General features: G+C 71.5%; 19 protein-coding genes and 1 pseudogene. 11 read left to right on the top strand and 9 right to left on the bottom strand.

Annotated elements, in window-relative coordinates; genetic code table 11:
* Positions 1-78: 78 nt before the first annotated feature.
* Positions 79-870 (top strand): metal-dependent hydrolase, encoded by a 792-nt coding sequence (locus SSPS47_RS02945; RefSeq protein ID WP_164248483.1) that lies wholly within the window; start codon positions 79-81, stop codon positions 868-870.
* Between the two features lie 146 nt (positions 871-1,016).
* On the opposite strand, the gene SSPS47_RS02940 is transcribed toward SSPS47_RS02945, so the two are convergent.
* The 4 genes from SSPS47_RS02940 to SSPS47_RS02925 all read right to left on the bottom strand — a co-directional run bounded on the left by SSPS47_RS02940 (position 1,017) and on the right by SSPS47_RS02925 (position 7,093).
* On the bottom strand, positions 1,017-2,807 hold the full coding sequence (locus SSPS47_RS02940; RefSeq protein WP_164248481.1) for an ABC transporter ATP-binding protein: 1,791 nt from the start codon (positions 2,805-2,807) through the stop codon (positions 1,017-1,019).
* A complete protein-coding gene (locus SSPS47_RS02935) occupies positions 2,804-4,678 on the bottom strand; it encodes an ABC transporter ATP-binding protein (protein WP_164248479.1) in 1,875 nt (624 codons plus the stop codon). The genes SSPS47_RS02940 and SSPS47_RS02935 overlap by 4 nt, the downstream gene beginning before the upstream one ends.
* Before the next feature lie 283 nt (positions 4,679-4,961).
* On the bottom strand, positions 4,962-6,446 hold the full coding sequence (locus SSPS47_RS02930) for a Gfo/Idh/MocA family oxidoreductase (RefSeq protein WP_164248477.1): 1,485 nt from the start codon (positions 6,444-6,446) through the stop codon (positions 4,962-4,964).
* Positions 6,447-6,637: 191 nt separating this feature from the next.
* Positions 6,638-7,093: a MarR family transcriptional regulator gene (locus SSPS47_RS02925; protein WP_164248475.1), complete on the bottom strand. Its 456-nt coding sequence runs from the start codon at positions 7,091-7,093 to the stop codon at positions 6,638-6,640.
* A 99-nt stretch (positions 7,094-7,192) separates the two neighbouring features.
* Between SSPS47_RS02925 and SSPS47_RS02920 the strand changes: the two genes are divergently transcribed.
* Both SSPS47_RS02920 and mltG read left to right on the top strand, forming a co-directional pair.
* A complete protein-coding gene (locus tag SSPS47_RS02920) occupies positions 7,193-9,037 on the top strand; it encodes a NovA family novobiocin export ABC transporter (protein WP_164248474.1) in 1,845 nt (614 codons plus the stop codon).
* Between the two features lie 106 nt (positions 9,038-9,143).
* The gene (gene mltG, locus SSPS47_RS02915; RefSeq protein WP_164248472.1) at positions 9,144-9,998 is read left to right on the top strand and encodes an endolytic transglycosylase MltG; all 855 of its coding nucleotides are present in this window, start codon (positions 9,144-9,146) and stop codon (positions 9,996-9,998) included.
* Between the two features lie 57 nt (positions 9,999-10,055).
* Here mltG and SSPS47_RS02910 read toward each other — a convergent pair whose 3' ends face one another.
* Positions 10,056-11,117, bottom strand: coding sequence for an NAD(P)-binding domain-containing protein (locus tag SSPS47_RS02910; RefSeq protein ID WP_239065209.1), 1,062 nt, complete (start codon positions 11,115-11,117; stop codon positions 10,056-10,058).
* Between the two features lie 134 nt (positions 11,118-11,251).
* Here SSPS47_RS02910 and SSPS47_RS02905 point away from each other — a divergent pair, with 134 nt between their 5' ends.
* The 6 genes and pseudogenes from SSPS47_RS02905 (at position 11,252) to SSPS47_RS02885 (ending at position 18,118) form a co-directional block, all read left to right on the top strand.
* Positions 11,252-11,674, top strand: coding sequence for a YjbQ family protein (locus tag SSPS47_RS02905; protein ID WP_147875829.1), 423 nt, complete (start codon positions 11,252-11,254; stop codon positions 11,672-11,674).
* Between the two features lie 21 nt (positions 11,675-11,695).
* Positions 11,696-12,652 (top strand): helix-turn-helix domain-containing protein, encoded by a 957-nt coding sequence (locus SSPS47_RS02900; RefSeq protein WP_164248468.1) that lies wholly within the window; start codon positions 11,696-11,698, stop codon positions 12,650-12,652.
* Between the two features lie 112 nt (positions 12,653-12,764).
* Positions 12,765-13,760, top strand: a complete 996-nt coding sequence (gap, locus tag SSPS47_RS02895; protein WP_164248466.1) for a type I glyceraldehyde-3-phosphate dehydrogenase — start codon at positions 12,765-12,767, stop codon at positions 13,758-13,760.
* A 305-nt stretch (positions 13,761-14,065) separates the two neighbouring features.
* Positions 14,066-16,615, top strand: coding sequence for a glycoside hydrolase family 2 TIM barrel-domain containing protein (locus tag SSPS47_RS02890; RefSeq protein ID WP_164248464.1), 2,550 nt, complete (start codon positions 14,066-14,068; stop codon positions 16,613-16,615).
* Positions 16,612-16,734 (top strand): hypothetical protein, encoded by a 123-nt coding sequence (locus SSPS47_RS35930; RefSeq protein ID WP_275405133.1) that lies wholly within the window; start codon positions 16,612-16,614, stop codon positions 16,732-16,734. The genes SSPS47_RS02890 and SSPS47_RS35930 overlap by 4 nt, the downstream gene beginning before the upstream one ends.
* Positions 16,735-16,907: 173 nt before the next feature.
* Positions 16,908-18,118, top strand: a pseudogene (locus SSPS47_RS02885) (S8 family peptidase).
* A 113-nt stretch (positions 18,119-18,231) separates the two neighbouring features.
* Here the strand turns inward: SSPS47_RS02885 and secD are convergent.
* The 3 genes from secD to SSPS47_RS02870 all read right to left on the bottom strand — a co-directional run bounded on the left by secD (position 18,232) and on the right by SSPS47_RS02870 (position 21,604).
* Positions 18,232-20,601 carry a protein translocase subunit SecD gene (gene secD, locus SSPS47_RS02880; RefSeq protein WP_164248462.1) on the bottom strand — a complete coding sequence of 790 codons (2,370 nt, stop codon included), beginning with the start codon at positions 20,599-20,601 and terminating at the stop codon, positions 18,232-18,234.
* A gap of 75 nt (positions 20,602-20,676) precedes the next feature.
* Positions 20,677-21,135 (bottom strand): hypothetical protein, encoded by a 459-nt coding sequence (locus tag SSPS47_RS02875; protein WP_164248460.1) that lies wholly within the window; start codon positions 21,133-21,135, stop codon positions 20,677-20,679.
* A gap of 208 nt (positions 21,136-21,343) precedes the next feature.
* On the bottom strand, positions 21,344-21,604 hold the full coding sequence (locus SSPS47_RS02870) for a hypothetical protein (protein ID WP_164248458.1): 261 nt from the start codon (positions 21,602-21,604) through the stop codon (positions 21,344-21,346).
* 300 nt (positions 21,605-21,904) lie between these two features.
* Between SSPS47_RS02870 and SSPS47_RS02865 the strand changes: the two genes are divergently transcribed.
* On the top strand, positions 21,905-22,132 hold the full coding sequence (locus tag SSPS47_RS02865; RefSeq protein ID WP_164248456.1) for a DUF397 domain-containing protein: 228 nt from the start codon (positions 21,905-21,907) through the stop codon (positions 22,130-22,132).
* Between the two features lie 93 nt (positions 22,133-22,225).
* The gene (locus SSPS47_RS02860) at positions 22,226-23,146 is read left to right on the top strand and encodes a helix-turn-helix transcriptional regulator (RefSeq protein ID WP_164248454.1); all 921 of its coding nucleotides are present in this window, start codon (positions 22,226-22,228) and stop codon (positions 23,144-23,146) included.
* Here SSPS47_RS02860 and SSPS47_RS02855 read toward each other — a convergent pair.
* Positions 23,127-23,969 carry an SAM-dependent methyltransferase gene (locus SSPS47_RS02855; RefSeq protein ID WP_164248452.1) on the bottom strand — a complete coding sequence of 281 codons (843 nt, stop codon included), beginning with the start codon at positions 23,967-23,969 and terminating at the stop codon, positions 23,127-23,129. The genes SSPS47_RS02860 and SSPS47_RS02855 overlap by 20 nt on opposite strands.
* Positions 23,970-23,976 lie beyond the last annotated feature (7 nt).

Raw genomic sequence — 23,976 nt, 5'->3', positions numbered from 1 at the left:
TGCCGCAACGGCGGTGGGCCCTTCGGTACGCACCACCACAGCGACGACGGGGCGGGGATCGACCATGCGGGGACGACCATGATGGGACCAGCGCACTCGCTCTCGGGCGCGGCGGCCTGGCTGGGGGTGGGAGCCGCGGCGGCGGCGGCCGACCGCACGATGCCCTGGCCGGTACTGGTCGTCGGCGCGCTGATATGCGCGGGGGCGGCACTCGCCCCCGACCTGGACCACAAGTCGGCGACCATCTCGCGCGCCTTCGGACCGGTGTCCAAGGCGCTCTGCGGAATTGTCGACAAGCTGTCGTTCGCCGTCTACAAGGCGACCAGGAAACCGGCCGACGCCCGCAGGACCGGCGGCCACCGCACACTCACCCACACCTGGCTCTGGGCCGTCATGATCGGCGGCGGCGCCTCCGCGCTCGCGGTACTCGGAGGCCGCTGGGCGGTGCTCGCGCTGCTCTTCGTCCATATGGTGCTCGCCGTCGAAGGCCTGCTGTGGCGGGCGGCGAGGGTGTCGAGCGACGTACTGGTGTGGCTGCTCGGCGCGACGAGCGCGTGGATCCTGGCCGGCGTACTGGACAAGCCGGGCAACGGCTCGGACTGGCTCTTCGCCGCGCCCGGCCAGGAGTACCTCTGGCTGGGCCTGCCGATCGTCCTGGGCGCGCTGGTGCACGACATCGGTGACGCGCTGACGGTGTCGGGTTGCCCGATCCTGTGGCCGATCCCGGTGGGGCGCAAGCGCTGGTACCCCATCGGACCGCCGAAGGCGATCCGGTTCAGGGCCGGGAGCTGGGTGGAGCTGAAGGTGCTGATGCCGTTGTTCATGCTGCTCGGCGGGGTGGGCGGCGCGGCGGCGCTGAACGTGATCTGACCCGCCCGGTTCCCGGGGGCCGGGGCGGGCGGTGTGTGCCGCCCGCCCCCGCGCCCGCCCGGCGCCCGGACCGCGTACGGGCGAGCCCCCCGCGCCCGCCCGGCCGCGCTCCCGCGGCGCTCCGCTCTCGCGTCGGGCCCGAACGCTCAGCCGTGCCAGGAGCGCCACAGCGACGCGTACGCGCCGTCCGCGGCCACCAGTTCGTCGTGGCTGCCCAGCTCGCTGATCCGGCCCTCCTCGACCACGGCGATCACGTCCGCGTCGTGCGCGGTGTGCAGCCGGTGCGCGATCGCAACCACCGTACGGCCGTCCAGCACCTTCGCCAGCGAACGCTCCAGATGGCGGGCCGCGCGGGGGTCGAGCAGCGACGTCGCCTCGTCCAGGACCAGCGTGTGCGGGTCGGCCAGCACCAGCCTCGCCAGGGCGATCTGCTGCGCCTGCGCGGGCGTCAGCGTCGTGGCGCCGGAGCCGACCTCGGTGTCCAGCCCGTCGTCGAGCGCGCGGGCCCAGCCGTCCGCGTCGACCGCGCCGAGCGCCGCCCACAGCTCGGCGTCCACCGCGTCCGCGCGGGCGAGCCGCAGGTTGTCGCGCATGGAGCCCACAAAGACATGGTGCTCCTGGTTGACCAGGGCGACATGGCCGCGCACCCGCTCCGCGGGCATCCGTGACAGCTCGGCCCCGCCGAGTGCGATCCGGCCCGTACGCGGCGCGTAGATCCCGGCGAGCAGCCGCCCCAGCGTGGACTTGCCCGCGCCGGACGGACCCACCAGCGCCACCCGGGTGCCCGGGGCCACGTCCAGCGTCACCTCGTGCAGCACGTCGACACCTTCCCGGTAGCCGAAGTCGACCCGGTCGGCGCTGACGTCCCGCCCGTGCGGCACGACGCTCTCGTCACCGTCGTCCGGCTCGATCTCACGTACACCGACGAGCCGGGCGAGGGACACCTGCGCCACCTGCAGCTCGTCGTACCAGCGCAGGATGAGACCGACCGGGTCGACCAGCATCTGCGCGAGCAGCGCACCGGTCGTCAGCTGTCCCACCGTGATCCAGCCCTGGAGCACGAAGACGCCGCCACCCACCAGCGTCGCCAGGAAGATCGTGACGTGGGTGATGTTGATGACGGGGAAGAGCACCGACCGCAGCCAGAGGTTGTACCGCTCCCACGAGGTCCACTCCTTGATCCGCCGGTCCGACAGCGCCACCCGGCGCCGGCCCAGACGGTGCGCCTCGACGGTCCGCCCGGCGTCGATCGTCTCGGCGAGCACCGCGGCGACCGCCGCGTACCCGGCCGCCTCCGACCGGTACGCCGACGGCGCCCGCTTGAAGTACCACCGGCAGCCCGCGATCAGCAGCGGCAGCGCCACCACCACCGCCAGCGCCAGTGGCGGAGCCGTGACGCCCAGCGCGCCGATCAGCAGGCCCGCCCACACGACGCCGATCGCCAGCTGCGGCACCGCTTCGCGCATCCCGTTGGTCAGCCGGTCGATGTCGGTGGTGATCCGGGACAACAGATCGCCCGTGCCGGCCCGCTCCAGGACGCCGGGCGGCAGCCGTACCGACCGGACGAGGAAGTCCTCGCGCAGGTCGGCCAGCATCTCCTCACCGAGCATCGCGGCGCGCAGCCGCATCATCCGGGTGAAGACCGTCTGGAGGACCAGCGCCCCGGCGAAGACGGCGGCCGTGCGCTCCAGATGGAGTTCCTTGGCTCCCTCGGCGCCCTTCGACAGGTCCTCGACGACGCCGCCGAGCAGATACGGCCCGGTCATGGAGGCGATCACCGCGACCGTGTTGACGACGATGAGCAGGACGAACGCCTTGCGGTGCCGCCGCAGCAGCTCAAGGACGTAGGCCCGCACCGTCGACGTGCGGGCGACGGGCAGGGTCGTGGCCGACTCCGGTGCCGCCGGGTCGTACTCCGGTGGTGCCACGCCGATCATGCGGATTCCTCGATCTCTTCCAGCTGTTCGCGTGTCTTGAGCGGTGTCGGTACGTGCGTCCCGTCGCCGGTTCCGTCGCCCGCCCCGTCGCCGGTGTGGTCCGCCTCGGTGCCGGGCTCCGTCTCGTCGTCCGTACTGCGGGTGACGACGCTCAGATAGCGCGGGTCGTCCCGCAGCAGCTCCCGGTGCGCCCCGACGGCCGCGACCTGGCCTTCGTGGAGGAAGACGACGGCGTCCGCGCGGTCGAGCAGCAGCGGCGACGAGGCGAACACGACGGTCGTACGGCCGCTGCGCAGCCGCCGTACGCCCTCCGCGATCCGCGCCTCCGTGTGCGAGTCCACGGCCGACGTGGGCTCGTCCAGGACCAGCACCTCCGGGTCGGCGACCAGCGAGCGGGCCAGTGCGAGCCGCTGACGCTGGCCGCCGGAGAGCGATCGGCCGCGCTCGGTGATGCGCGAGCGCAGCGGGTCGCCGCTGCCGTCCACCGACGCCTGCACGAGCGCGGCGAGCACGTCGTCGCACTGCGCGGCGTCCAGCGCGTCCCGGGGCCGTACGCTCCCGGACGCGGGCACGTCCAGCAACTCGGTGAGCGTGCCGGACAGCAGCACCGGATCCTTGTCCTGCACGAGGACCGAGGCGCGTGCCGCGTCCAGCGGGAGGTCGTCGAGCGCCACCGGGCCGAGCAGTACGGAGGGGCTCTTCTCCTCCTCGGTCGCGTGCCCGCCCAGCCGTTCGGCGAGCCGTCCGGCGGCGTCGGGGTCACCGCAGACGACGGCGGTCAGCCGTCCCGCGTGGGCGAGCAGACCGGTGGCCGGGTCGTAGAGGTCGCCGGTGGGCCGGGAGTCGTCGAGACCGCCGCGCTCGTCGTCGTAGGAGGTGCGCTCCAGCCGCAGCACGCGGGCCGCGCGCGTCGCCGAGGGACGCGAGAAGGAGTAGGCCATCGCGATTTCCTCGAAATGCCTGAGCGGGAAGAGCAGCAGGGTCACCGCGCTGTACACGGTGACCAGTTCGCCGACCGAGAGCCGGCCGTCGCCCGCGAGGATCGCGCCGTACCAGACGACCGTGATCAGCAGGACGCCCGGAAGGAAGACCTGAATGGCCGAGATCAGTGCCCACATGCGGGCACTGCGGACGGCCGCCCGGCGGACCTCCTGCGACGCCTCCCGGTAGCGCGTGAGGAACAGCTCCTCGCCGCCGATGCCGCGCAGCACCCGCAACCCCGCCACCGTGTCGGCGGCCAGCTCGGTGGCCCGGCCCGCCTTCTCGCGCTGGACGTCGGCGCGAGCGGTGGCGCGGGGGAGCAGCGGCAGTACGGCGAGGGCCAGTACCGGCACGCCGATGGCCACCACGGCGCCGATCGACGGCACGTACAGGAGCAGGCCGACGCACACCACGACGACCGCGACGACGGCCGCGAAGAAGCGTGACAGCGCCTCGACGAACCAGCCGATCTTCTCGACGTCGCCCGTCGAGACGGCGACGACCTCACCGGCCGCGACCCGGCGGGTCAGCGCCGAACCCAGCTCGGCGGTCTTGCGGGACAGCAACTGCTGGACGCGGGACGCCGCGGTGATCCAATTGGTGACCGCCGTACGGTGCAGCATCGTGTCGCCGACGGTGATCGCGGCGCCGAACAGCGCGATGACGGCACCGGCCAGCGCGAGCCGCCCGCCCGAGCGGTCCACGACGGCCTGTACGGCGAGTCCCGCTCCCAGCGGGAGACCGGCGACGCCGAGCTGGTGCAGCATCCCCCAGGAGAGCGATTTGAGCTGGCCACGCAGTTGACTGCGTCCGAGCCAGTAGAGGAAGCGTGGGCCTGACCGGGCATCCGGTTTCCCCGGATCGGGATACGGAAGATCGCGAATCTGCATGACGTCCCAGTGAGTCGTGGAGTGGCCCAAACCGTGCAAGGTTGTCCTTCGGGGACGGTCGGGGGCAATCGATTATCCGACTCTCGGCCACGTGGGAGTGAACGCGGTGGGGCCCGGCCGGCGCGTTCGCGCCGGCCGGGCCCGCTGGGGCGTGTCCGCAAAGTAGCGCCGTCCGCCCGCAGGGCGGGCGGGACTTTGCAGAAACGGCCCGGGCTCCACCGTGCTCACGACCGCCCGGACGGCGCCGAGGGCGGCTGCTCGGCGCCCACCGGACTCACTTCTCCTACTTCTCCGGCGGCTTCTCGGAGTCCATGCCCGGCCGGGACTTCTTCCACTCGCCGCGAGTGAAGTCCGGAATCTGCTGCGGTGTGCCGTTCGCCTTGATGGACGCGTGGCTCAGCGGCACGGGCGCGGTCCAGGTCGCCGCGTCGTACACGTCGAAGTCGGGGACGAGGCCGAGCCGGACACACTGCATCAGCCGGAAGACCATGATGTAGTCCATCCCGCCGTGTCCGCCCGGCGGATTCGCGTGCTCCTTCCACAGCCAGTGGTCCCACTCGGCGTACGCGCCGAAGTCGCCCCACTCGTCGTCCGTGTGGTCCGGCTCGATGTAGATGCGCTCGGGATAGTCCTCGAAGACGCCTCTCGTACCGCCGAGGCTGTTGATACGGCTGTAGGGATGCGGGGTCGAGACGTCGTGCTCCAGCCGGACGACCCGGCCCTTCGCCGTCCGGACCAGACTGATCGTCCGGTCGCTGCTGATGTACGTCTCCTTCCAACTGGCGTCGCCGGGCGGCACGTTCTCCTCGCGGTACTGGGCGAGGCCGAGCGCGGGCGTACCGATGCTGGTGATGCTGACGGCGCGGTCACCGCGGTTGATGTCCAGGTAGTTGGCGACGGGACCGAAGCCGTGGTTCGGATAGAGATCGCCGCGGAGCCTGGTGTGCCACAGCCGGCGCCAGGGCCCTTCGTAGTAGTCCGGGTCGAACATCAGACCGCGCAGGTCGTGGTTGTACGCGCCGGCGCCGTGCAGCAGATCGCCGAACAGGCCCGCGTGTGCCATCCGCAGGACGCGCATCTCGTTCTTGCCGTACGCGCAGTTCTCCAGCTGCATGCAGTGGCGCCGGGTGCGCTCGGAGAGGTCCACCAGCTCCCACAGCTCGTCGAGGCGCATCGCGATCGGACACTCCACGCCGACGTGCTTGCCGGCCAGCATCGCCGCCCTGGCCATCTCGAAGTGGGAGTCCCACGGAGTGGCCACATAGACGAAGTCGATGTCGCCGCGCGCGCAGAGCTGCTCGTAGTCGTGCTCGTCCTTCGTGTAGACGGCGGGCGCCGGCTGCCCGGCCTTGACGACCTTGGCCGCGGCCGCCTGTGCCTTGTCCCGCACCGTGTCGCACAGGGCGACCACCTGGACGCCGGGCACCGCGAGGAACAGGTCGATCATGCTGCCGCCGCGATTGCCGAGGCCGATGATGCCGACGCGTACCGTCGAGCGTCCCTCGAAGGGCACACCGGCCATCGTGCGTCCCTGGCGCGGGGGGACGGCGGACTCGGCGCCCACGGGGGCGGCTTGCGCGGAGGCGGCCGTGGCGGCCGCGGTGGGCTGTGCGGCGGCCGTGCCGCTGCCCAGGGCGGTGAGCCCGAGACCGGCGCCGGCGACACCCGCCGTCGTCCGGAGAGCGGAACGGCGGCTCACCGAGCCGCCGTTGTCGTTGTCGTCGTCGTCCCGCTCACTGCCGGGGTTCTGCGGTGCTGCGTCGTTCATGAAGCCTCCATAGGAGCTGACGTGCGCGGCGGAATTGAACCTCGGCAAGGACCTTGGTAGTTGGGGCTGGTGGTACGCAAGGGTCACGTTTGGACTCTTCGATCGGACCCTTGGACTCTTCGGGACGCGCCTTCGGGCGCGCTTCGAAACGCTCTTCGGGAGCGATGGCCGGAAGTTCTCGGCGGTGCCCCTCAGCAGCGCCGCTCCGGCACGCCGTCGACCGGTCCGCCCACGAGCGCCGACAGCAGCACCCCGAGCACGTCGCGCTGGTCCGCCGTCAGCGGTGCCAGGATGTCCTCGGCGGCCGACCTGCGCGCGTCGCGCAGCGCCCGCAGCACCCCCCGGCCGGTCTCCGTGAGCTCGATGCGGATCACCCGGCGGTTGGTCGGGTCGGGGGCCCGGCGGACGCAGTCGCTCGTCTCCAGGCCGTCGACCAGGCTCGTCACTGCGCGGGGCACCACTTCCAGCCGCTCGGCGAGATCCGCCATCCGCGGTGGACTGTCGTAGAAGGCGACCGTGCGCAGCAGCCGTGACTGCGCGGGAGTGATGCCGATCGGCTCCAGATAGCGCTTCTGGACGCGGTGGAGCCGGCGGGTCAACCTCAGGAGCTGTTCGGCCAGCAGGCCGTCGGCGTCGGGGGTGGTCATGGGGGAATAATAACAGGACCTAGTGCATTGTGAAGCTAGGTAACAGTGAGCTATGCTCCTCAAAGTCTTTTTCACTTCCCGAATCCCTCGAAGGAGCCCATGAAGTCCGAACTGTCGACCTGGAAGCCCTCGGCCAGGCCCCTGGATCCGTCGCTGCCCGAGCCGCCCGCGCAGCTGCGCCGCATCTTCCGCCTCTTCCGTCCCTACCGGGGCAGGCTCGCCGTCGTCGGCCTGCTCGTCGGTGCCTCGTCCCTCGTGGCCGTCGCCTCGCCCTTCATGCTGCGCGAGATCCTCGACACCGCGATCCCGCAGGGCCGCACCGGGCTGCTCAGCCTGCTGGCCCTCGGCATGATCCTCACCGCCGTTCTCAGCGGCGTCTTCGGCGTCGTCCAGACCCTCATCTCCACGACGGTCGGCCAGCGCGTGATGCACGACCTGCGGACGGCCGTCTACGCGCAGTTGCAGCGCATGCCGCTCGCGTTCTTCACCCGCACCCGCACCGGTGAGGTCCAGTCCCGGATCGCCAACGACATCGGCGGCATGCAGGCGACGGTCACCTCCACCGCCACCTCGCTGGTCTCCAACCTCACCGCCGTCATCGCCACCGTCGTCGCGATGCTCGCGCTGGACTGGCGGCTGACCGTCGTCTCGCTGCTCCTGCTGCCGGTGTTCGTGTGGATCAGCCGCCGCGTCGGCCGTGAGCGCAAGAGAATCACCCTGCAACGGCAGAAACAGATGGCCACCATGGCCGCCACGGTCACGGAGTCGCTGTCGGTGAGCGGCATCCTCCTCGGCCGCACGATGGGGCGCGCCGACTCGCTCACCAAGTCCTTCGCCGAGGAGTCCGAGCGGCTCGTCGACCTTGAGGTGCGGTCCAACATGGCGGGGCGGTGGCGGATGTCGGTCATCGGCATCGTCATGGCCGCCATGCCCGCCGTCATCTACTGGGCGGCGGGTTTCGTCCTCCAGTCCGGCGGCACGGTCGTCTCCATCGGCACGCTCGTCGCCTTCGTCTCCCTCCAGCAGGGTCTCTTCCGCCCTGCCGTGAGCCTGCTCGCCACCGGCGTGCAGATGCAGACGTCGCTCGCGCTCTTCCAGCGGATCTTCGAATACCTCGACCTGCCCGTCGACATCACCGAGCCGGAGAAGCCGGTCGCGCTCGGCACGGTCCGGGGCGAAGTCCGCTTCGACGGTGTCGACTTCAGTTACGACGAGAAGGACGGGAACACCCTCCACGGCATCGACCTGACCGTCCCGGCGGGCGGCAGCCTCGCCGTCGTCGGCCCCACGGGATCGGGCAAGTCGACCCTCAGCTATCTCGTGCCCCGGCTGTACGACGTGACGGGAGGCCGGGTCCTGCTCGACGGGGTGGACGTACGCGACCTGACCTTCGAGACCCTCGCCCGCGCGGTCGGCGTCGTGTCGCAGGAGACGTATCTCTTCCACGCCTCGGTCGCCGAGAACCTGCGCTTCGCGAAGCCGGACGCGACGGACGAGGAGATCGAGACCGCGGCCAGGGCCGCGCAGATCCACGACCACATCGCCTCCCTGCCCGACGGGTACGACACGCTGGTCGGCGAGCGCGGATACCGATTCTCCGGCGGCGAGAAGCAGCGCCTCGCGATCGCCCGCACCATCCTGCGCGACCCGCCCGTCCTCGTACTCGACGAGGCGACCAGCGCGCTCGACACCCGCACCGAACACGCGGTCCAGCAGGCCATCGACGCCCTCTCCGAGGGCCGTACGACCATCACCATCGCGCACCGGCTCTCGACGGTGCGGGACGCCGACCAGATCGTCGTCCTGGACGCCGGGCGGATCGCCGAGCGCGGCACGCACCAGGAGCTGATCGACCACGACGGGCGGTACGCGGCGCTCGTCCGCAGGGACGGGGCGATGTCGACGGCGCCGGCTCCGGAGGCGGACGCGCGCGTGAGCGCCTGACACACCGTCCGCCGTGCCGCCCCGGCACGCGGCGGCGCGGGTGCGTCCGCACGTCGCTCCTTTAGAGGTGCCGGAATGTGTACTTTATTCGGGTTAGCGTGCCCATATGAAGAACGAGCCCCCGCACGCGACACCCGAGCGAAGGCCCCGGCTGACCCGCCGGGGCCGACTGGTCCTGATCGTGAGCGCGGCGGTGGTCGTCGCGACGGCCGTACTCGTGCCGCTGCTGCTGGTGCCGAGCGGGGAGCCACCCGCCGAGGAGACGAAGACCGTGTCGCTACTCGTCCCCGAGGGGCAGCGGGCCGCCCAGGTGTACGCCTCCGTCGACAAGGTCCTCGGCATCGAGCCCGGCACCACCGAGAAGGCCGCGACCGCGACCCGGCTCGAACTCCCCGACGCCGCCCGGCGCAACCCCGAGGGCTATCTCTTCCCGGCCACCTATCCGGTCGAGGCCGGCGCGACCCCGGCCGGCCTGCTCGGCTACATGGTCGACACCGCCCGCGAGCGCTTCGGCGCCGAGCGCGTCACCGCCGGCGCCCGGGGCAACGGCGTGAGCGTCTATCAGAGCGTGACGATCGCCAGCATCGTGCAGGCCGAGGCCGACACACCCACCGACATGGGCCGCGTGGCGCGCGTCGTGCACAACCGGCTGGCCAGGGACATGCCGCTCCAGATGGACTCGACCCTCAACTACGCCCTGAACCGCAGCACGCTGGACACCACGCACTCCGAGACGAAGACCGAGAGCCCGTACAACACCTACGAGTTCAGGGGCCTGCCACCCACGCCGATCGGCAATCCGGGGGAGGAGGCGATGAACGCGGCGATCAACCCGGCGAGAGGCGACTGGCTGTACTTCGTCACCGTGGCGCCGGGGGACACCCGCTTCACCGCCGACTACACGGAACACCAGCGCAACGTGGCGGAGTTCAACGCGAACAGGAGCGCCGCGACGCACTGAGCGCCGACGCCACGACGGGCTGATCACGAGCCACGACGGGCCGGGCACCCCCAACGGTCATGGCACGAGAACCGGTTCGCGCGCCAGCAGCGCCCGGATCTCGCGCACGGCCGCCCGCCCCGCCCGGTTGGCGCCGATCGTCGAGGCCGAGGGCCCGTACCCGACCAGATGGACACGCTCGTCCCGTACCGCACGCGTGTCCTCGACCCGGATCCCGCCACCCGGCTCGCGCAGCCGCAGCGGCGCCAGATGGTCGATCGCCGGGCGGAAACCGGTGGCCCAGAGGATCACATCGGCCTCGATTCGCCGCCCGTCGTCCCAGGCCACCCCGGACGGGGTGATCCGGTCGAACATCGGCAGCCGGTCCAGCACACCCCGCGCACGCGCCCGCTCGACCGCCTCGGTCACCGGCAGCCCGGTCACCGACACCACACTCCGCGGCGGCAGCCCCGCCCGTACGCGCTCGTCCACCAGCGCGACCGCCGCCCGCCCCTGCTCCTCGCCGAACGGCCCCTCCCGGAAGACCGGTGGCCTGCGCGTGACCCATGTCGTCTCCGCCGCCACGTCCGCGATCTCCATCAGATGCTGTGTCCCGGAAGCCCCGCCACCGACGACGACCACCCGCAGCCCGGCGAACCCGCCGGGCCCCGGATAGCCCGCGGTGTGCAACTGGCGGCCCCGAAAGGTCTCCTGCCCCGGATAACGCGGCCAGAAGGGCCGGTCCCAGGTGCCCGTGGCACTGATCAGCGCCCGCGCCGACCAGACACCGTCCGACGTCTCGACCCGCAGCCGCCCGCCCTCGCCCTCACGGACCGCCGACACATCCACGGGCCGGCGGACCCGCAGGCCGAACCGCTCCTCGTACGCGGTGAAGTAGCCCCCGACGACCTCGGACGAGGGCCGCGAACCGTCGGCGCCGGTCAGCTCCATGCCCGGCAGCGCGTGCATCCCGTGGATCTTCTCGTACGTGAGCGAGGGCCAGCGGAACTGCCATGCGCCGCCCGGCTGCGGGGAATGGTCGAGGGTGACGAAGTCCCGGTCGGGCGTCAGCCCGGATCGTCGCAGGTGGTAGGCGCTCGACAGACCCGCCTGTCCCGCGCCGATGACCACGACGTCCACGTCCCGTGTCCCGCCGGCCCGCGCCACCCCGACCGTCTCTGCCACCCCGAAGTCGTTCACGCTTCTACCAACATCCCGGAGTCCACGGATCATCCCGCACGCGAACACACCTGCGGCGCGGCAGGATAGGACCCATGCCCGACGCCTTCACCACCAGGATCGTGAACATCCCCACCGGCACCGACGAGGCGGTGACCGACCTGACCCACCTGTGCGAACAGTTCCTCCGCGAGACCGCGCCCGGCCGCGACGGCCTCCTCCACGTCTTCGTCCCGCACGCCACCGCCGGGGTTGCCGTCATCGAGACGGGCGCGGGCAGCGACGACGACCTGCTCGCCGCGCTGCACACCCTTCTCCCCGCCGACGACCGCTGGCAGCACCGCCACGGCTCCCCGGGCCACGGCCGCGACCACGTCCTGCCGGCCCTGGTCCCGCCCCACGCGACCCTCCCGGTGATCGCCGGCCGCCTCGAACTGGGCACCTGGCAGTCCGTCTGCCTGGTCGACACGAACGTCGACAACCCCGAGCGGAAGGTCCGGCTCAGCTTCCTCGGCTGACCCGGCCCCTATCCTGTGCCCATGCCGGCCCACCGCCCGCGCCGCGCCGCCGTCCTCGTGCTGGAAGGTGCGAAACCACTCGACGTGGGCATCCCCGCGCAGGTGTTCACGACCCGCGAGAGCATGCCGTACGAGGTACGGGTGTGCGGTGCCGCGCCCGGTCCGGTGGCCGGTGGTGACGGCCTGTCGTACCACGTCGCCCACGGGCTCGACGCCCTCATGTGGGCCGACATCGTCTTCATCCCCGGCTACCGGTTCCCGGACCGGGACGACCCGCCGCCCGAGGTCGTCGACGCGCTGATCGCCGCCCACCGCGGGGGCGCCCGGCTCGCCGCCATCTCGACCGGCGCCTTCGCCGTCGCCGCCACGGGCCTGCTCGACGGCAGGCGCGCCACGACGCACTGGCACTACACGCGGGCACTCGCGGCCAGGCACCCGCTCGTCCGGGTCGACGAGAACGTGCTGTTCGTCGACGAGGGCAGCGTCCTGACGTCGGCCGGCGCCGCCTCGGGCATCGACCTGTGCCTGCACATCCTGCGCACCGAACTCGGGGTGGCCGCGTCCAACCACGCCGCCCGCCGCCTGGTCGCGGCCCCCTACCGCAGCGGCGGCCAGGCGCAGTACGTACCGCGCCGGGTGCCCGAACCCCTCGGCGAAAGGTTCGCCGCCACCCGCGAGTGGGCGCTGCACCGGCTCGGCGAGCCCCTCACCCTCAAGGCGCTCGCCCGGCACGCGGCGGTGTCGCCGCGCACGTTCTCGCGGCGCTTCGTCCAGGACACCGGGTACACACCGATGCAGTGGGTCATGCGCGCCCGCGTCGACATGGCCCGGGAACTGCTGGAGCGTTCGGAGCGGAGCATCGAGCAGATCGCCACGGACGTCGGGCTCGGCACCGGCGCGAACCTGCGGACACACTTCCGGCGCACCCTCGGCACCACACCGAGCGCGTACCGGCGGACCTTCGCCCACGGCGAGTAGCCCCGCGTCCGTTCCGCCGTTTGGCACGATCCTTGCGAACCATGGCGTTCACGCCGCCGTCACGAGTGGCCGCCGCGCGCGAACCTGGTGGGGAACCGAAGGGACACCACTCATGACTCGCATCGCCATCAACGGATTCGGCCGCATCGGACGCAACGCGCTGCGCGTCCTCCTCGAACGCGACAGCGACCTCGAAATCGTCGCCGTCAACGACCTCACGGAGCCGGCCGCCCTCGCCCGGCTGCTCGCCTTCGACACGACGGCCGGTCGGCTCGGCCGCCCGGTCACCGCCGACAACGACGCGCTCGTCGTGGACGGGCGCCGTATCGCCGTGCTCGCGGAACGCGACCCGGCACGGCTCCCGTGGGCCGAACTCGGCGTCGACATCGTGCTGGAGTCGACCGGCCGCTTCACCTCGGCCGACGCCGCCCGCGCCCACCTCGCGGCGGGCGCCCGGAAGGTGCTCGTCAGCGCGCCGTCGGCCGGTGCCGACGCCACGGTCGCGTACGGGGTCAACACCGAGGCGTACGACCCGGCCACGCACACCATCGTCTCGAACGCCTCGTGCACGACCAACGCGCTCGCGCCACTGGCCGCGGTGCTCGACGACCTCGCCGGCATCGAGCACGGCTTCATGACGACGGTGCACGCCTACACCCAGGAACAGAACCTCCAGGACGCTCCCCACCGGGACGCCCGCCGAGCCCGCGCCGCGGCCGTCAACATCGTGCCGACCACGACCGGCGCCGCGAAGGCGATCGGCCTCGTGCTGCCGAACCTCGACGGCAAACTGTCGGGCGACTCGATCCGCGTACCGGTCCCGGTGGGCTCCATCGTCGAACTCAACACGACCGTCGCCCGCGACGTGTCGCGCGAGGACGTGCTGGCGGCCTACCGCACCGCGGCGGAAGGACCGCTCGCCGGCGTCCTCGAATACTCCGACGACGCACTCGTGTCCTCCGACATCACCGGCAATCCGGCCTCGGCGATCTTCGACTCGGCACTCACCAGGGTCGACGGCCGCCACATCAAGGTGGTCGCCTGGTACGACAACGAGTGGGGCTTCTCGAACCGCCTGATCGACACGCTGGAACTGCTGGCCCGCTGACCGGTCGCGGGGAAGGGGTCGGCCGGCCCGCTCGACCACGCGGGCCGGGCCCAACCGGGCGTCCGGCGCGCCTGGTCCGAGGCCGTGATGCCGGTCCTCGGCCTCGGCCAGGGGCTGGTGCGCGGCCCGGACCGGAGGGCCGACGGCGGCGGGGGAGCGCCCCGGGGTCCATGTCACTGATTGCGGCGTCGTCCAGGTGGGCACGCTGGTGGCGATCGTGCCGCTGATCACCGTTTCGCTCTCCGGCGCCCGGCATCTCATCCGCGACACCGCCACCGGCGCCCCAAGGGCCGAAGGGGAATCCATTGCCCTCCTCGTACGTCGAAGACCCCGCCCCCGGCCACGGCTCGTCGGCGCCCCGTGCCGCGTTCCGCTCCGACGCCCCCGCGCTGAGTCTCGACGGCGAGTGGCGGTTCCTGCTCTCGCCGACCGCCGAGGCGGCGCCGGAAGGCATCGAACGGGACGGCTTCGACGACCGGCACTGGGGCGCGATCCCCGTCCCCGGCCACTGGCAGCTGAACGGCCACGGCAGCCCCGCCTACACCAACGTCCGCTACCCCTTCCCGGTCGACCCGCCCCACGTGCCGACCGACAACCCGACAGGTGACCACCGGCTGGTCTTCGACCTGCCCGACGACTGGGCCGACCAGCCGGCCCTCCTGCGCTTCGACGGCATCGACTCCTGCGGGCGCGTCTGGCTCAACGGCGCCGAACTGGGCGTGACCAGGGGCAGCAGACTCCCCACCGAGTTCGACGTGGGGCAACTGCTTTGCCGGCGCGGCAATCTGCTCGCCGTACGCGTGCACCAGTGGTCCGCGGGCAGCTACCTGGAGGACCAGGACATGTGGTGGCTGTCCGGTATCTTCCGCGGCGTCACCCTGCTCGCGCGTCCGGCGGGCGGCGTACGGGACTACACGATCGACGCCGGTTACGACCATCCCACCGCGCGCGGCACACTCCGCCTCGACGCCGACAGCGGCGTACGCCTCAGCGTCCCCGAACTCGGAATTACCGCCCTGCCCGCCGGGGAAACGGCCGACGTGGCGGACGTACAGCCGTGGAGCGCCGAGGAACCCAGGCTGTACGAGGGCGAGGTCCACACCGTCACCGAACGCGTCCCCGTACGTATCGGCTTCCGCACCGTCACCGTCGAGGACGGCCAACTCAAGGTGAACGGCCGCCGTATCGTCTTCCGCGGCGTCAACCGCCATGAATTCCACCCGGAGTCGGGACGCGCCGTGCCCCGCGAGTTCGCCGTCGCCGACATCGAGCTCATGAAACGGCACAACGTCAACGCCGTCCGCACCAGCCACTACCCGCCCGACCCCGCGTTCCTGGACCTCTGCGACGAGTACGGCCTGTGGGTCATCGACGAGAACGACCTGGAGACGCACGGCTTCATCGAACTCGGCTGGCAGGGCAACCCCAGCGACGACCCCCGGTGGGCGGACGCCTGTGTGGACCGGATGCGCCGCATGGTCGAGCGGGACAAGAACCACCCCTCGGTCGTCCTGTGGTCGCTCGGCAACGAGGCCGGCACCGGCCGCAATCTGGCCGCAGCCGCCGAGTGGACCCATCGGCGCGACCCCACCCGTCCACTGCACTACGAGGGCGACAGCGACTGCTCCTACACCGACGTCTACAGCCGGATGTACGCCGACCACGACGAGGTGGACCGCATCGGACAGGGGCTCGCGGGGCCCGAGCGGATCCGTGAACTGCCCTTCATCCTCTGCGAGTTCGGCCATGCGATGGGCAACGGGCCGGGTGGCCTGCTGGAGTACCGCGACCTGTTCGAACGCCACCCGCGCTGCCAGGGCGGCTTCGTATGGGAATGGCTCGACCACGGTCTGGCGAGGCAGGACACGCAAGGCCGCGCCCACTTCGCGTACGGCGGAGACTTCGGCGAACCCCTGCACGACGGCACCTTCGTGATCGACGGCGTGGTCCACCCCGACCGCACGCCGTCGCCCGCCCTCGCCGAGTTCGCGAAGGTCTTCGAACCGGTGCGGATCACGGCGGTCGACGGCGCGCTGCGCGTCACCAGCCACTACGACATCGCGTCGACGGCCCATCTCGACTTCTCCTGGACACTGGAGGAGGAGGGCGTCGAGATCGCGCACGGCGCCCTCACCGTGCCGCCGCTCGCCCCCGGCGCGGCTACCGATCTGCCCCTGCCCGAACTGCCCGAACGGCCCGCCGCCGGTGCGGAGAGCTGGCTCACCGTACGGGCCGTGCTCGCCGACGACACCTCATGGGCGCCGACCGGGCACGTCGTCGCCCGGGGCCAGTGCCCCATCGCTGCGAAGCGGGCACCCGCCGCACCGGCCGCCGGTGCGGCTGCGGAGGTGACCGGCAGCGAACTGCGCCTGGGACCGGGCGTGTTCGACCGGTCGAGCGGTCAACTGACCTCTCTCGGCGCCCTGGTGGTCGAGGGGCCCCGGCTCGACCTGTGGCGTGCCCCCACCGACAACGACCGCGGCTCCGCCGACCCCGACGAAGCACGATGGCGGGCCGCGGGGCTGCACCGTGTGCAACACCGGCTCGTGGGCGTCGAACTCCTCGGCGACGCCCTCGTCGTACGCACACGGGTCGCCCCGGCCGGTCACGGCTTCGGGATGCGCGCCGACTACCACTGGAGCGCCGACCGGCGGCGCCTGCGACTGCGCCTGGACGTCGAGCCCGAGGGCACCTGGCCGTGCACATTGCCCAGGCTCGGGCTGCGCACGGCCCTGCCGGGCGCCCTCGGCGGGGCCGAGTGGTTCGGGCGGGGACCGGGGGAGGCGTACGCCGACAGCCGGCAGGCCGCCCGGATCGGCCGCTTCACCAGCACCGTCGACGCCCTCTCGTCATGACGTCGAGGCAGGTGCTCGCGCACGCCCTGGCCGACCGCCCCGACCTCGTGCGCGAGCAGCTGCCCGACCTGCGCGGTGAATCCCGAAGATCGCGCGACGGGCCCATTGCCCCTGTGTGACAACGAGTTGACGGAGTGTCAAATCTGTGCCGCGGTCATGACATCACCTGGGAAAGCTTGTTCCGGCCGAACTCCCGAGGTCATCGTCGTGGTGCGGCCTACGACCCCGTACGCGGCACCCACCCCCGGCGCGTGACCATCAAGCGCGCCACCGTCCGAGGAGGACCCTCTCGATGGCAGCAGTACGTGACACCAAGCGGCGGGCCGCCGTGGCGATCACCACCGCGGCGACCCTGGCGGCGGTACTCGGCGCGGGCCTGACCGCACCCGCCCAGGCCGCCCCGGCGAAGGCAGGATCCTGCACGCCGGAGCGGCCGAGGCGGTGCCCGGAAGCTACATCGTCACGCTGAAGCAGACGGCCGGACTCAGGGCGTCAACGGCCCAGGGCAAGAAGCTGATAGCGGGTTACGGGGGCCAGATCAAGCGCACCTACACGTCGGCGCTCAACGGCTACGCCGCCACCCTCGGCAGCGCCGAGGCGAAGAGGCTCGCCGCCGACCCGGCGGTCGCGGCCGTCGAGCAGGACCAGAAGGTCCACTCGACCGCCACCCAGACCAACGCGCCCTGGGGTCTGGACCGTATCGACCAGCCGAACCTCCCGCTGAACGGCACCTACAACTACCCGGACTCGGCGGGCGGTGGCACGACCGTCTACGTCCTCGACACCGGCGTCCGCATCAGCCACCAGGAGATCAGCGGCCGGGCCTCGTACGGCTGGGACTTCGTCGACAACGACGCCACCGCCCAGGACGGCGCCGGTCACGGCACCCACGTGGCCACGACCGTCGCGGGCACCACCTACGGCGCCGCGAAGAAGGCGAAGATCGTCGCCGTGCGCGTCCTCGGCAGCAACGGCTCCGGCACGACCGCCGGGGTCATCGCCGGCGTCGACTGGATCACCGCCAACCATGTCGCCTCCTCCGTCGCCAACGTCTCGCTCGGCGGCGGGCCCAGCACCACGCTGGACGACGCGGTGCGCAGATCCATCGCGTCCGGCGTGACGTACTCCATCGCGGCCGGCAATTCGGGCGCGCTCGCCTCCAACTACTCACCCGCCCGGGTGTCGACCGCGATCACGGTCGGCGCCACCACCAGGACGGACGCGCGGGCCACGTACTCCAACTACGGCCCCACCGTGGACCTCTTCGCGCCCGGCTCCGCCATCACGGCCGGCTGGCACACCTCGGACAGCGCCACCTACACCGGCAACGGCACCTCCTTCGCCGCGCCGCACGTGTCGGGCGCCGCCGCGGTCTATCTGACCAACCACCCGGGCGCCTCCCCGGCGGCCGTCGCCACGGCGCTGGTCAACGGCGCGACGTCCAACGTCATCACGGGCGTCGGGACCGGCTCCCCGAACAAGCTGCTCCGGCTCGTCCCGTAACGACAACCACCGCACCGCCGCACCGCCGCATGGCGCGTGACGCGTGACGACCGGGGATCCGGGCGTGGGAGAGGTACTGTCCCACGCCCGGATCCCCGGCCCGCGTCAGGCGCTCACACCCGCGCCCCGTTGTCCGCCCGGCGTCCGTGACGCGGCACCGGACGCGCACGGCCCGTGCCACGCCGCCCGCGCGGCGCCCGAGGACCCTCCTTGCGGCGCGCCTCCATCGCCAGCGCGACCGGCACGGCCGTGAACACGGACGAGTACGTGCCCACACAGATACCGATGAGCAGGGCCAGCGCGAAGTCCCTGAGCGAGTCCCCGCCGAGTACCGCCAGCGCCGTGAGGATGAACAGCGCGCCCATACCGGTGTTCACCGTTCGGGGCACCGTCTGCAGTACGGCCGTTCGCGCGGTCGGCAGCAGGGAGGCGCCGGGCGACCTCGCCCACAGCTCACGGACACGGTCGAAGACCACCACGGAGTCGTTCACCGAGTAGCCGATGACGGTGAGCAGCGCGGCGAGGAAGATCCCGTCGACGGGACGGCCCAGCCACGCGAAGACCCCGATCAGTATCACCACGTCGTGCACCAGCGCGGACACCGAAGCCACCGCGAAGGACCACCTGAACCGCACCGCCAGGTAGAGGAGTTGGACCCCGACGGCGATCCCCAGCGCGATCAGCGCGTGACGCCTCAGCTCATCGCCGAGGCTGGGGCCGATCAGGTCGTCCCGTACCTTCGCCGTCTCCCCGCCCTCCTCGCTCAGGGCGCTGCGGATGGCGGCCTCGGCCCGCTCGCCCGTGTCCCCGGTGCGTACGGAGATCTCCTGCCCGCCGGCCGTGGTGACCTCGGCATCGGCGAAGCCCGCGTCGGCCAGCGCCGTACGAGCGGTGTCGACGTCGACCGGCCGGGCCGTCGCGTACTCCATGAGCCGCCCGCCGGTGAACTCCACACCGAGGTTCACCCCGCGCAGGGCCACTCCCAGCACCGCGACGGCCATCACCGCCGCCGCGACGACCAGCCACCGCCGCGACCCGCGGAACAGATCAGGGGCGCGGCGGGTCAGATACGTACGTACGCGGCCCGGCAGACCGATTCCGTTGACGCCCGGGAAATCGGCAACGAAGTGGGAGCGCGTCGCCAGATCGGTCAGCGCCCGGGCGATGACCAGGGCGGAGAACATCGACACGAGTACGCCGATTCCCAGGGTGACCCCGAAGCCCTTCACCGGCCCCGATCCGAGGGCGAAGAGAAGACCGGCGGCGAGCAGCGTCGTCACATTGGAGTCGACGACCGCGGTGCGGGCGTTACGGAATCCGGCGGCCGTCGCGGACCGCAGGGTGCGGCCGGACCGCGGAGCGCCGCCGGGACGGCCCGTGAACTCCTCCCGCGCCCGTTCGAAGGCCAGCACGTTCGCGTCGACCGCCATCCCGATGGCGAGCACGAACCCGGCCAGCCCGGGGAGCGTCAGCGTGACGCCGAGCGCGACCAGGGCGGCGTACGAGATCAGCCCGTACCCGGCCAGGGCCAGCGAGGCGAGGCCGCCGAAGAGGCGGTACACGCAGGTGATGAACAGGGCGGTGAGGCTCGCGCCGATCACCGCGGCCCGCGCGCTGGCGCTGATCGCCTCGGCGCCCAGCGTCGGACCCACGGTGCGTTGTTCGACGACATCGACCGGTACGGGCAGGGCCCCGCCCTTGATCAACAGGGCCAGGTTCTTGGCCTCCTCGGCGGAGAAGGACCCGCTGATCTGGGTCGTACCCGACGGGAGTCCGGCCCCGCAGGTCACCGAGGGGCTCACCTGTGGAGCGGAGATCACCTTGTCGTCCAGCACGATCGCGACCCGGCGCCGCTCGTCCTGCGGTGGATGGCAGGCGGCTTCCCCGGTCAGCCGCGTCCACGCGCGGGACGCCTCGTCACGGAAGTCGAGGGAGACGGACCAGCCGGCTCCCCGCTGCCCGTCGAACTCCGCGTGGGCGTCACTGACGCCCGCGCCCGACAGGTCCGAGGCGCCGAGCCTGAGCCGGCTCCCGTTCTCGTCGGGGAGGACCAGCTCCCCGGACCGATCGGTCTTCTCGGGCCTTTCGTCCTTCTTGTTCTTCTCGGCTTCTTCGGAAGGTTCGCCGTCGGCGGGGCCGTTGACGGGGTGGAAGGTCAGCTGGGCGGTCCGGCCCAGTACCTCGGCGGCCTTGCGGGGATCGGTGACGTCGGGGAGCTCGACGAGGACACGGTTCTCCCCGGAGCGCGTGAGGGTCGGCTCCGCGACCCCCAGCGCGTCGATCCGCTGGCGCAGGACCTCGACCGTGCGGTCGGTGCTCTCCCGGTCCGCGGTCGCGGTCGCGGAGTCGCGGGCCTGGAGGACGATCCGGGTGCCGCCCTGCAGATCGAGCCCCAGTCTGGGGCTCATGGTGAGTGTGACGAAGAGCGATACGAGCAGCACGGCCACAGCCAGAACCGCCCGCACCGTGGTGGCGCGAGTCATGGGATTCCTCCGGGAGGGCGCCGGAACGCGCCACCCCCATGAGGGAGGCGGGCCTGGCTTCAGACCCGCCCGGCTCTACCGGAGGCGGTGCGTCGGCGCGTGAACGGGACAGTGCGGATGACTGCTCCCGGAGGGAGGTCCGCGGACGTCGGGCAGCCCCGAGGGCCGGGCCGTCGGGGCGGTGACGCCCGGACGTACGCCGCACTCCACGACGGCGCGGGGGTGGGGCAGTCCCGCGGTGAGCGGCACGACGCCCGTGTCGGGCTGCGGCGCGTGCTGCTGCCGGGTGTGCTCGGGCGTCCAGAGCCCCGTGGACGCCGCCCGGGTCGGCGCGCCCGCGTGGCTGTGGGCGGCGCGGGGCGAGTCCCCGCGGAAGTCGCGGGAGCGCTCGGAGCGCGTCGGCCGGTCGGCCTGATGGGGGAGTGTCCGCTGGACGGCAGTGGCCGCCGCGGCGGCGGTGCTCGTGGCGCCGAGCGCCGAGGCCGGCGTGGGAGCGACCAGGGTGACGACGCCGAGGAGCAGCGCTGACAGCACCCCCGCGGCACGCTGCCGAACTCCCCAAGCCGTTCGCCGCACCGTTGAGTTCGCCGGCGCCGGCCTCGCGCGGTCACCGCGCGACTTCCGTGCCTGGACAATCACCGTCTCAAGGTACCCGTCGCGCGCCGACGGGCGCGCACCGCACGGGAACCCGTGTGCGGGCCCCGCCCGTCGGATCTTCGCGCGCCCGGAGTCGGACGCCGGTTCAGATCAGGGCGGCGCGCACGTCGGCGAGTGCCTCGCCGAGCGTGTCTGCCGTGTTCTCGTGTCCGCTGAATCCCTCGTCGTCGGCGGGGTCGATCGTCCAGCCCCAGCCGCTCTCCGGGTGTCCGTCGATCGTCGCCGCGTGCTCGCCCTTGGTGAGAGTGATCGACACATTGCCCGCCGGGAAGGTGTTCACCTCGGCGTGCGCGCTGTTCCCGAACGCGTGATGGATGGCGTCGAGTGCTTCCTGCTCGGTGGTCATGGCATCTCCTGGATATGAGGACGGCCGATCGCACGGCCGTCGCGATCGGTGAGGGTGTACCGGCCGGTCCAATCGAACGTCCATCTCCCGGCTGATGTCGAGTCCGACACTCCTTCGCGATCACCCTTCAGGGGGACAGTTCTGTTCGAATCTTCAGGTCTAGTATCGCCGTGTTCCCGCCCCTGATTGCATGACGGGATTACGCGCACCTCCCGTCTGCGTATTTATCCCTTCAGGGGCGCGGGTCGGCGGGGAATCGGCGGGAACTCGGATTGTTCGAACACAGTTAGGGAGAAGCTTATGGACGGCTATCGCAACGGTGTTCCGGCGGGGTCCATCACGGCGGACTGGATCAAAAGCCGGAAGAGTACGGCCAATGGTCAGTGTGTGGAGCTGGCGTCTCTGCCCGGCGGTAAGGTCGCGATGCGCAACTCGACCGATCCGGACGGCCCGGCGCTGGTCTTCGAGGCGCTTGAGATGGCGGCCTTCCTGGACGGCGCGAAGAAGGGCGAGTTCGACGCCCTGTAGTCCAACTGGCGTGTTTTTGAGCATCAGTTCGGTGGGACATGCGAGCATTCGTCGTGCCATGATGAGCCACGCTTATTCATGAACGGAGCATGCGTGTCCCATCCGCCAGACACCCCGGCCCCGCTTTTCGGCCGTGCTCCCGCCCCCGCTCGCCCGCGGAGTCTGAATCCGACCGCCGCCGGTGTCGTGCTCGGCCTGGAGCTGCGCAAAATGCGCGAGGCGCGTGGAATCACCGTGACCGCGTCGGCGAAATTGATCAACGCGTCCGTTTCCAAGGTGAGCCGGCTCGAACGGGCGCAGAGCCCGCCGGACCCTCGCGACATCGGTATTCTCGCCGACCGGTACGGGGCGACCGCGGCCGAGCGCGCCGATCTCGCACTTCTCGCCCGCCGCGCGGTGGAACCGGAGTGGTTCGACCGCTACTCCGACTACGCGGCCTCGTGGATGCAGCGGCTGATCGGGCTGGAGTCGGAGGCCGTGTACTTCTGCGCCTACGAGGCACGCATCGCGCCGGGCCTCCTCCAGACCGCCGCGTACGCGAGGCAGATCATCAGCGACGGCCTCCGTGTCTTCGAGGGCGACCAGATCGAACAGCGCGTCCAGCTGCGGCTGGAGCGCCAGCGGCGGTTCTTCGAGCAGCCGGATCCGCCCAGGGCGGTCTTCCTGCTGGACCAGTCCGTACTGCTCCGCCGGGTCGGCAGCCCGCGGATGATGGCCGAGCAGCTGCGCGGTCTCCTGGAGTACAGCGACCGGCCCGGTGTCACCATCCGGTTCGTGCCGCTGGACAGCAGCGTCGTGTCCAACCACGGCTCCATGGCCCACTTGCGCTTCGGCCCCCTCGGGCCGCCCGCCATGGTGTATGTCGAGGGGGACGACGACGCGACGTACTACGTGAAGCCGGACGACGTGGAACGGCGCGTGGAGGTGATGCTGCGCCTCAGCCACGAGGCCGCCGCCTCCTGGCGGGACAGCCGGACCATACTCCTGGACGCGATCAAGCGGTACGAGGTCTAGGGACGGCTCCGCTCCGTCGCTCCGGCGGTACTTCGGCCAGACCGCCGTACTCCGTCCACTCGATGCTGCGCTGACGTCGTTTGAGTTCGGAGTCCGGGCGCCAGTCCGTGACATCGACCAGACCGGGGGACTGGATCAGAAGACCGTCGAAGTACCGCTCCACCTCTGCCCGTTCACGGACCCGGCCCCATCGGCCGTGGGTCTGCTCCAGCATCATCTCCGTCACCTGCCGGCGGAGCTCGGCGTCGTCGCTGACGAGCTGGCAGATCACCACGAAGCTTCCCGGGCGCAACCGGTCCACGACGCGCGTGACGAGGTCGCCGGGACCCGAGGCGTCGGGAATGCAGTGCAGCACGGAGTTGAACAGGACGCCGACCGGCTGGTCGAGGTCGATGAGACGCCTGAAGTCGGTGTGCTCCAGGATGCACTCGGTCTCCAGCATGTCCGACGCGATGACCACGCTCCGGTCGTTCTCGTCGAAGATGGCCTGACCGTGCGCGAGGACGACGGGGTCGTCGTCGACATAGACGACGCGTGACCGCGGATCGACCGCCTGCGCGATCTGATGGACGTTGTTCTGCGTCGGCAGTCCGGACCCGAAATCGACGAATTGCCGAATTCCGTGCTCCTCGGCCATGACGCGTACGACACGTTCCAGGAACCAGCGATTGTTCCGGGCAAGTTCCTTCGTCGTCGGCGCGACCTTCAGCAGCTCCTCGGAAGCTCTCTGGTCCACCTCGTAGTTGTAATGGCCGCCGAGCAGCCAGTCGTACATCCTCGCCGCACTCGGAACGGATAAATCGACACGCCTGTTGTCCGTCAACGGAAAG

Origin of the sequence: Streptomyces sp. S4.7, assembly GCF_010384365.1 — a bacterium.
Taxonomy (GTDB): Bacteria; Actinomycetota; Actinomycetes; order Streptomycetales; family Streptomycetaceae; genus Streptomyces.
The sequence above is the reverse complement of the archived record's forward strand: the minus strand, read 5'-3'. Positions and strand labels throughout refer to the sequence as shown.

What these genes read in the sequence shown, in the direction of transcription:
- SSPS47_RS02945 (WP_164248483.1), top strand. Translation starts at nt 79, where the DNA reads ATGATGGGACCAGCGCACTCGCTCTCGGGCGCGGCGGCCTGGCTGGGG.
- SSPS47_RS02940 (WP_164248481.1), bottom strand. Translation starts at nt 2,807, where the DNA reads ATGATCGGCGTGGCACCACCGGAGTACGACCCGGCGGCACCGGAGTCG.
- SSPS47_RS02935 (WP_164248479.1), bottom strand. Translation starts at nt 4,678, where the DNA reads ATGCAGATTCGCGATCTTCCGTATCCCGATCCGGGGAAACCGGATGCC.
- SSPS47_RS02930 (WP_164248477.1), bottom strand. Translation starts at nt 6,446, where the DNA reads ATGAACGACGCAGCACCGCAGAACCCCGGCAGTGAGCGGGACGACGAC.
- SSPS47_RS02925 (WP_164248475.1), bottom strand. Translation starts at nt 7,093, where the DNA reads ATGACCACCCCCGACGCCGACGGCCTGCTGGCCGAACAGCTCCTGAGG.
- SSPS47_RS02920 (WP_164248474.1), top strand. Translation starts at nt 7,193, where the DNA reads ATGAAGTCCGAACTGTCGACCTGGAAGCCCTCGGCCAGGCCCCTGGAT.
- mltG (WP_164248472.1), top strand. Translation starts at nt 9,144, where the DNA reads ATGAAGAACGAGCCCCCGCACGCGACACCCGAGCGAAGGCCCCGGCTG.
- SSPS47_RS02905 (WP_147875829.1), top strand. Translation starts at nt 11,252, where the DNA reads ATGCCCGACGCCTTCACCACCAGGATCGTGAACATCCCCACCGGCACC.
- SSPS47_RS02900 (WP_164248468.1), top strand. Translation starts at nt 11,696, where the DNA reads ATGCCGGCCCACCGCCCGCGCCGCGCCGCCGTCCTCGTGCTGGAAGGT.
- gap (WP_164248466.1), top strand. Translation starts at nt 12,765, where the DNA reads ATGACTCGCATCGCCATCAACGGATTCGGCCGCATCGGACGCAACGCG.
- SSPS47_RS35930 (WP_275405133.1), top strand. Translation starts at nt 16,612, where the DNA reads ATGACGTCGAGGCAGGTGCTCGCGCACGCCCTGGCCGACCGCCCCGAC.
- secD (WP_164248462.1), bottom strand. Translation starts at nt 20,601, where the DNA reads ATGACTCGCGCCACCACGGTGCGGGCGGTTCTGGCTGTGGCCGTGCTG.
- SSPS47_RS02870 (WP_164248458.1), bottom strand. Translation starts at nt 21,604, where the DNA reads ATGACCACCGAGCAGGAAGCACTCGACGCCATCCATCACGCGTTCGGG.
- SSPS47_RS02865 (WP_164248456.1), top strand. Translation starts at nt 21,905, where the DNA reads ATGGACGGCTATCGCAACGGTGTTCCGGCGGGGTCCATCACGGCGGAC.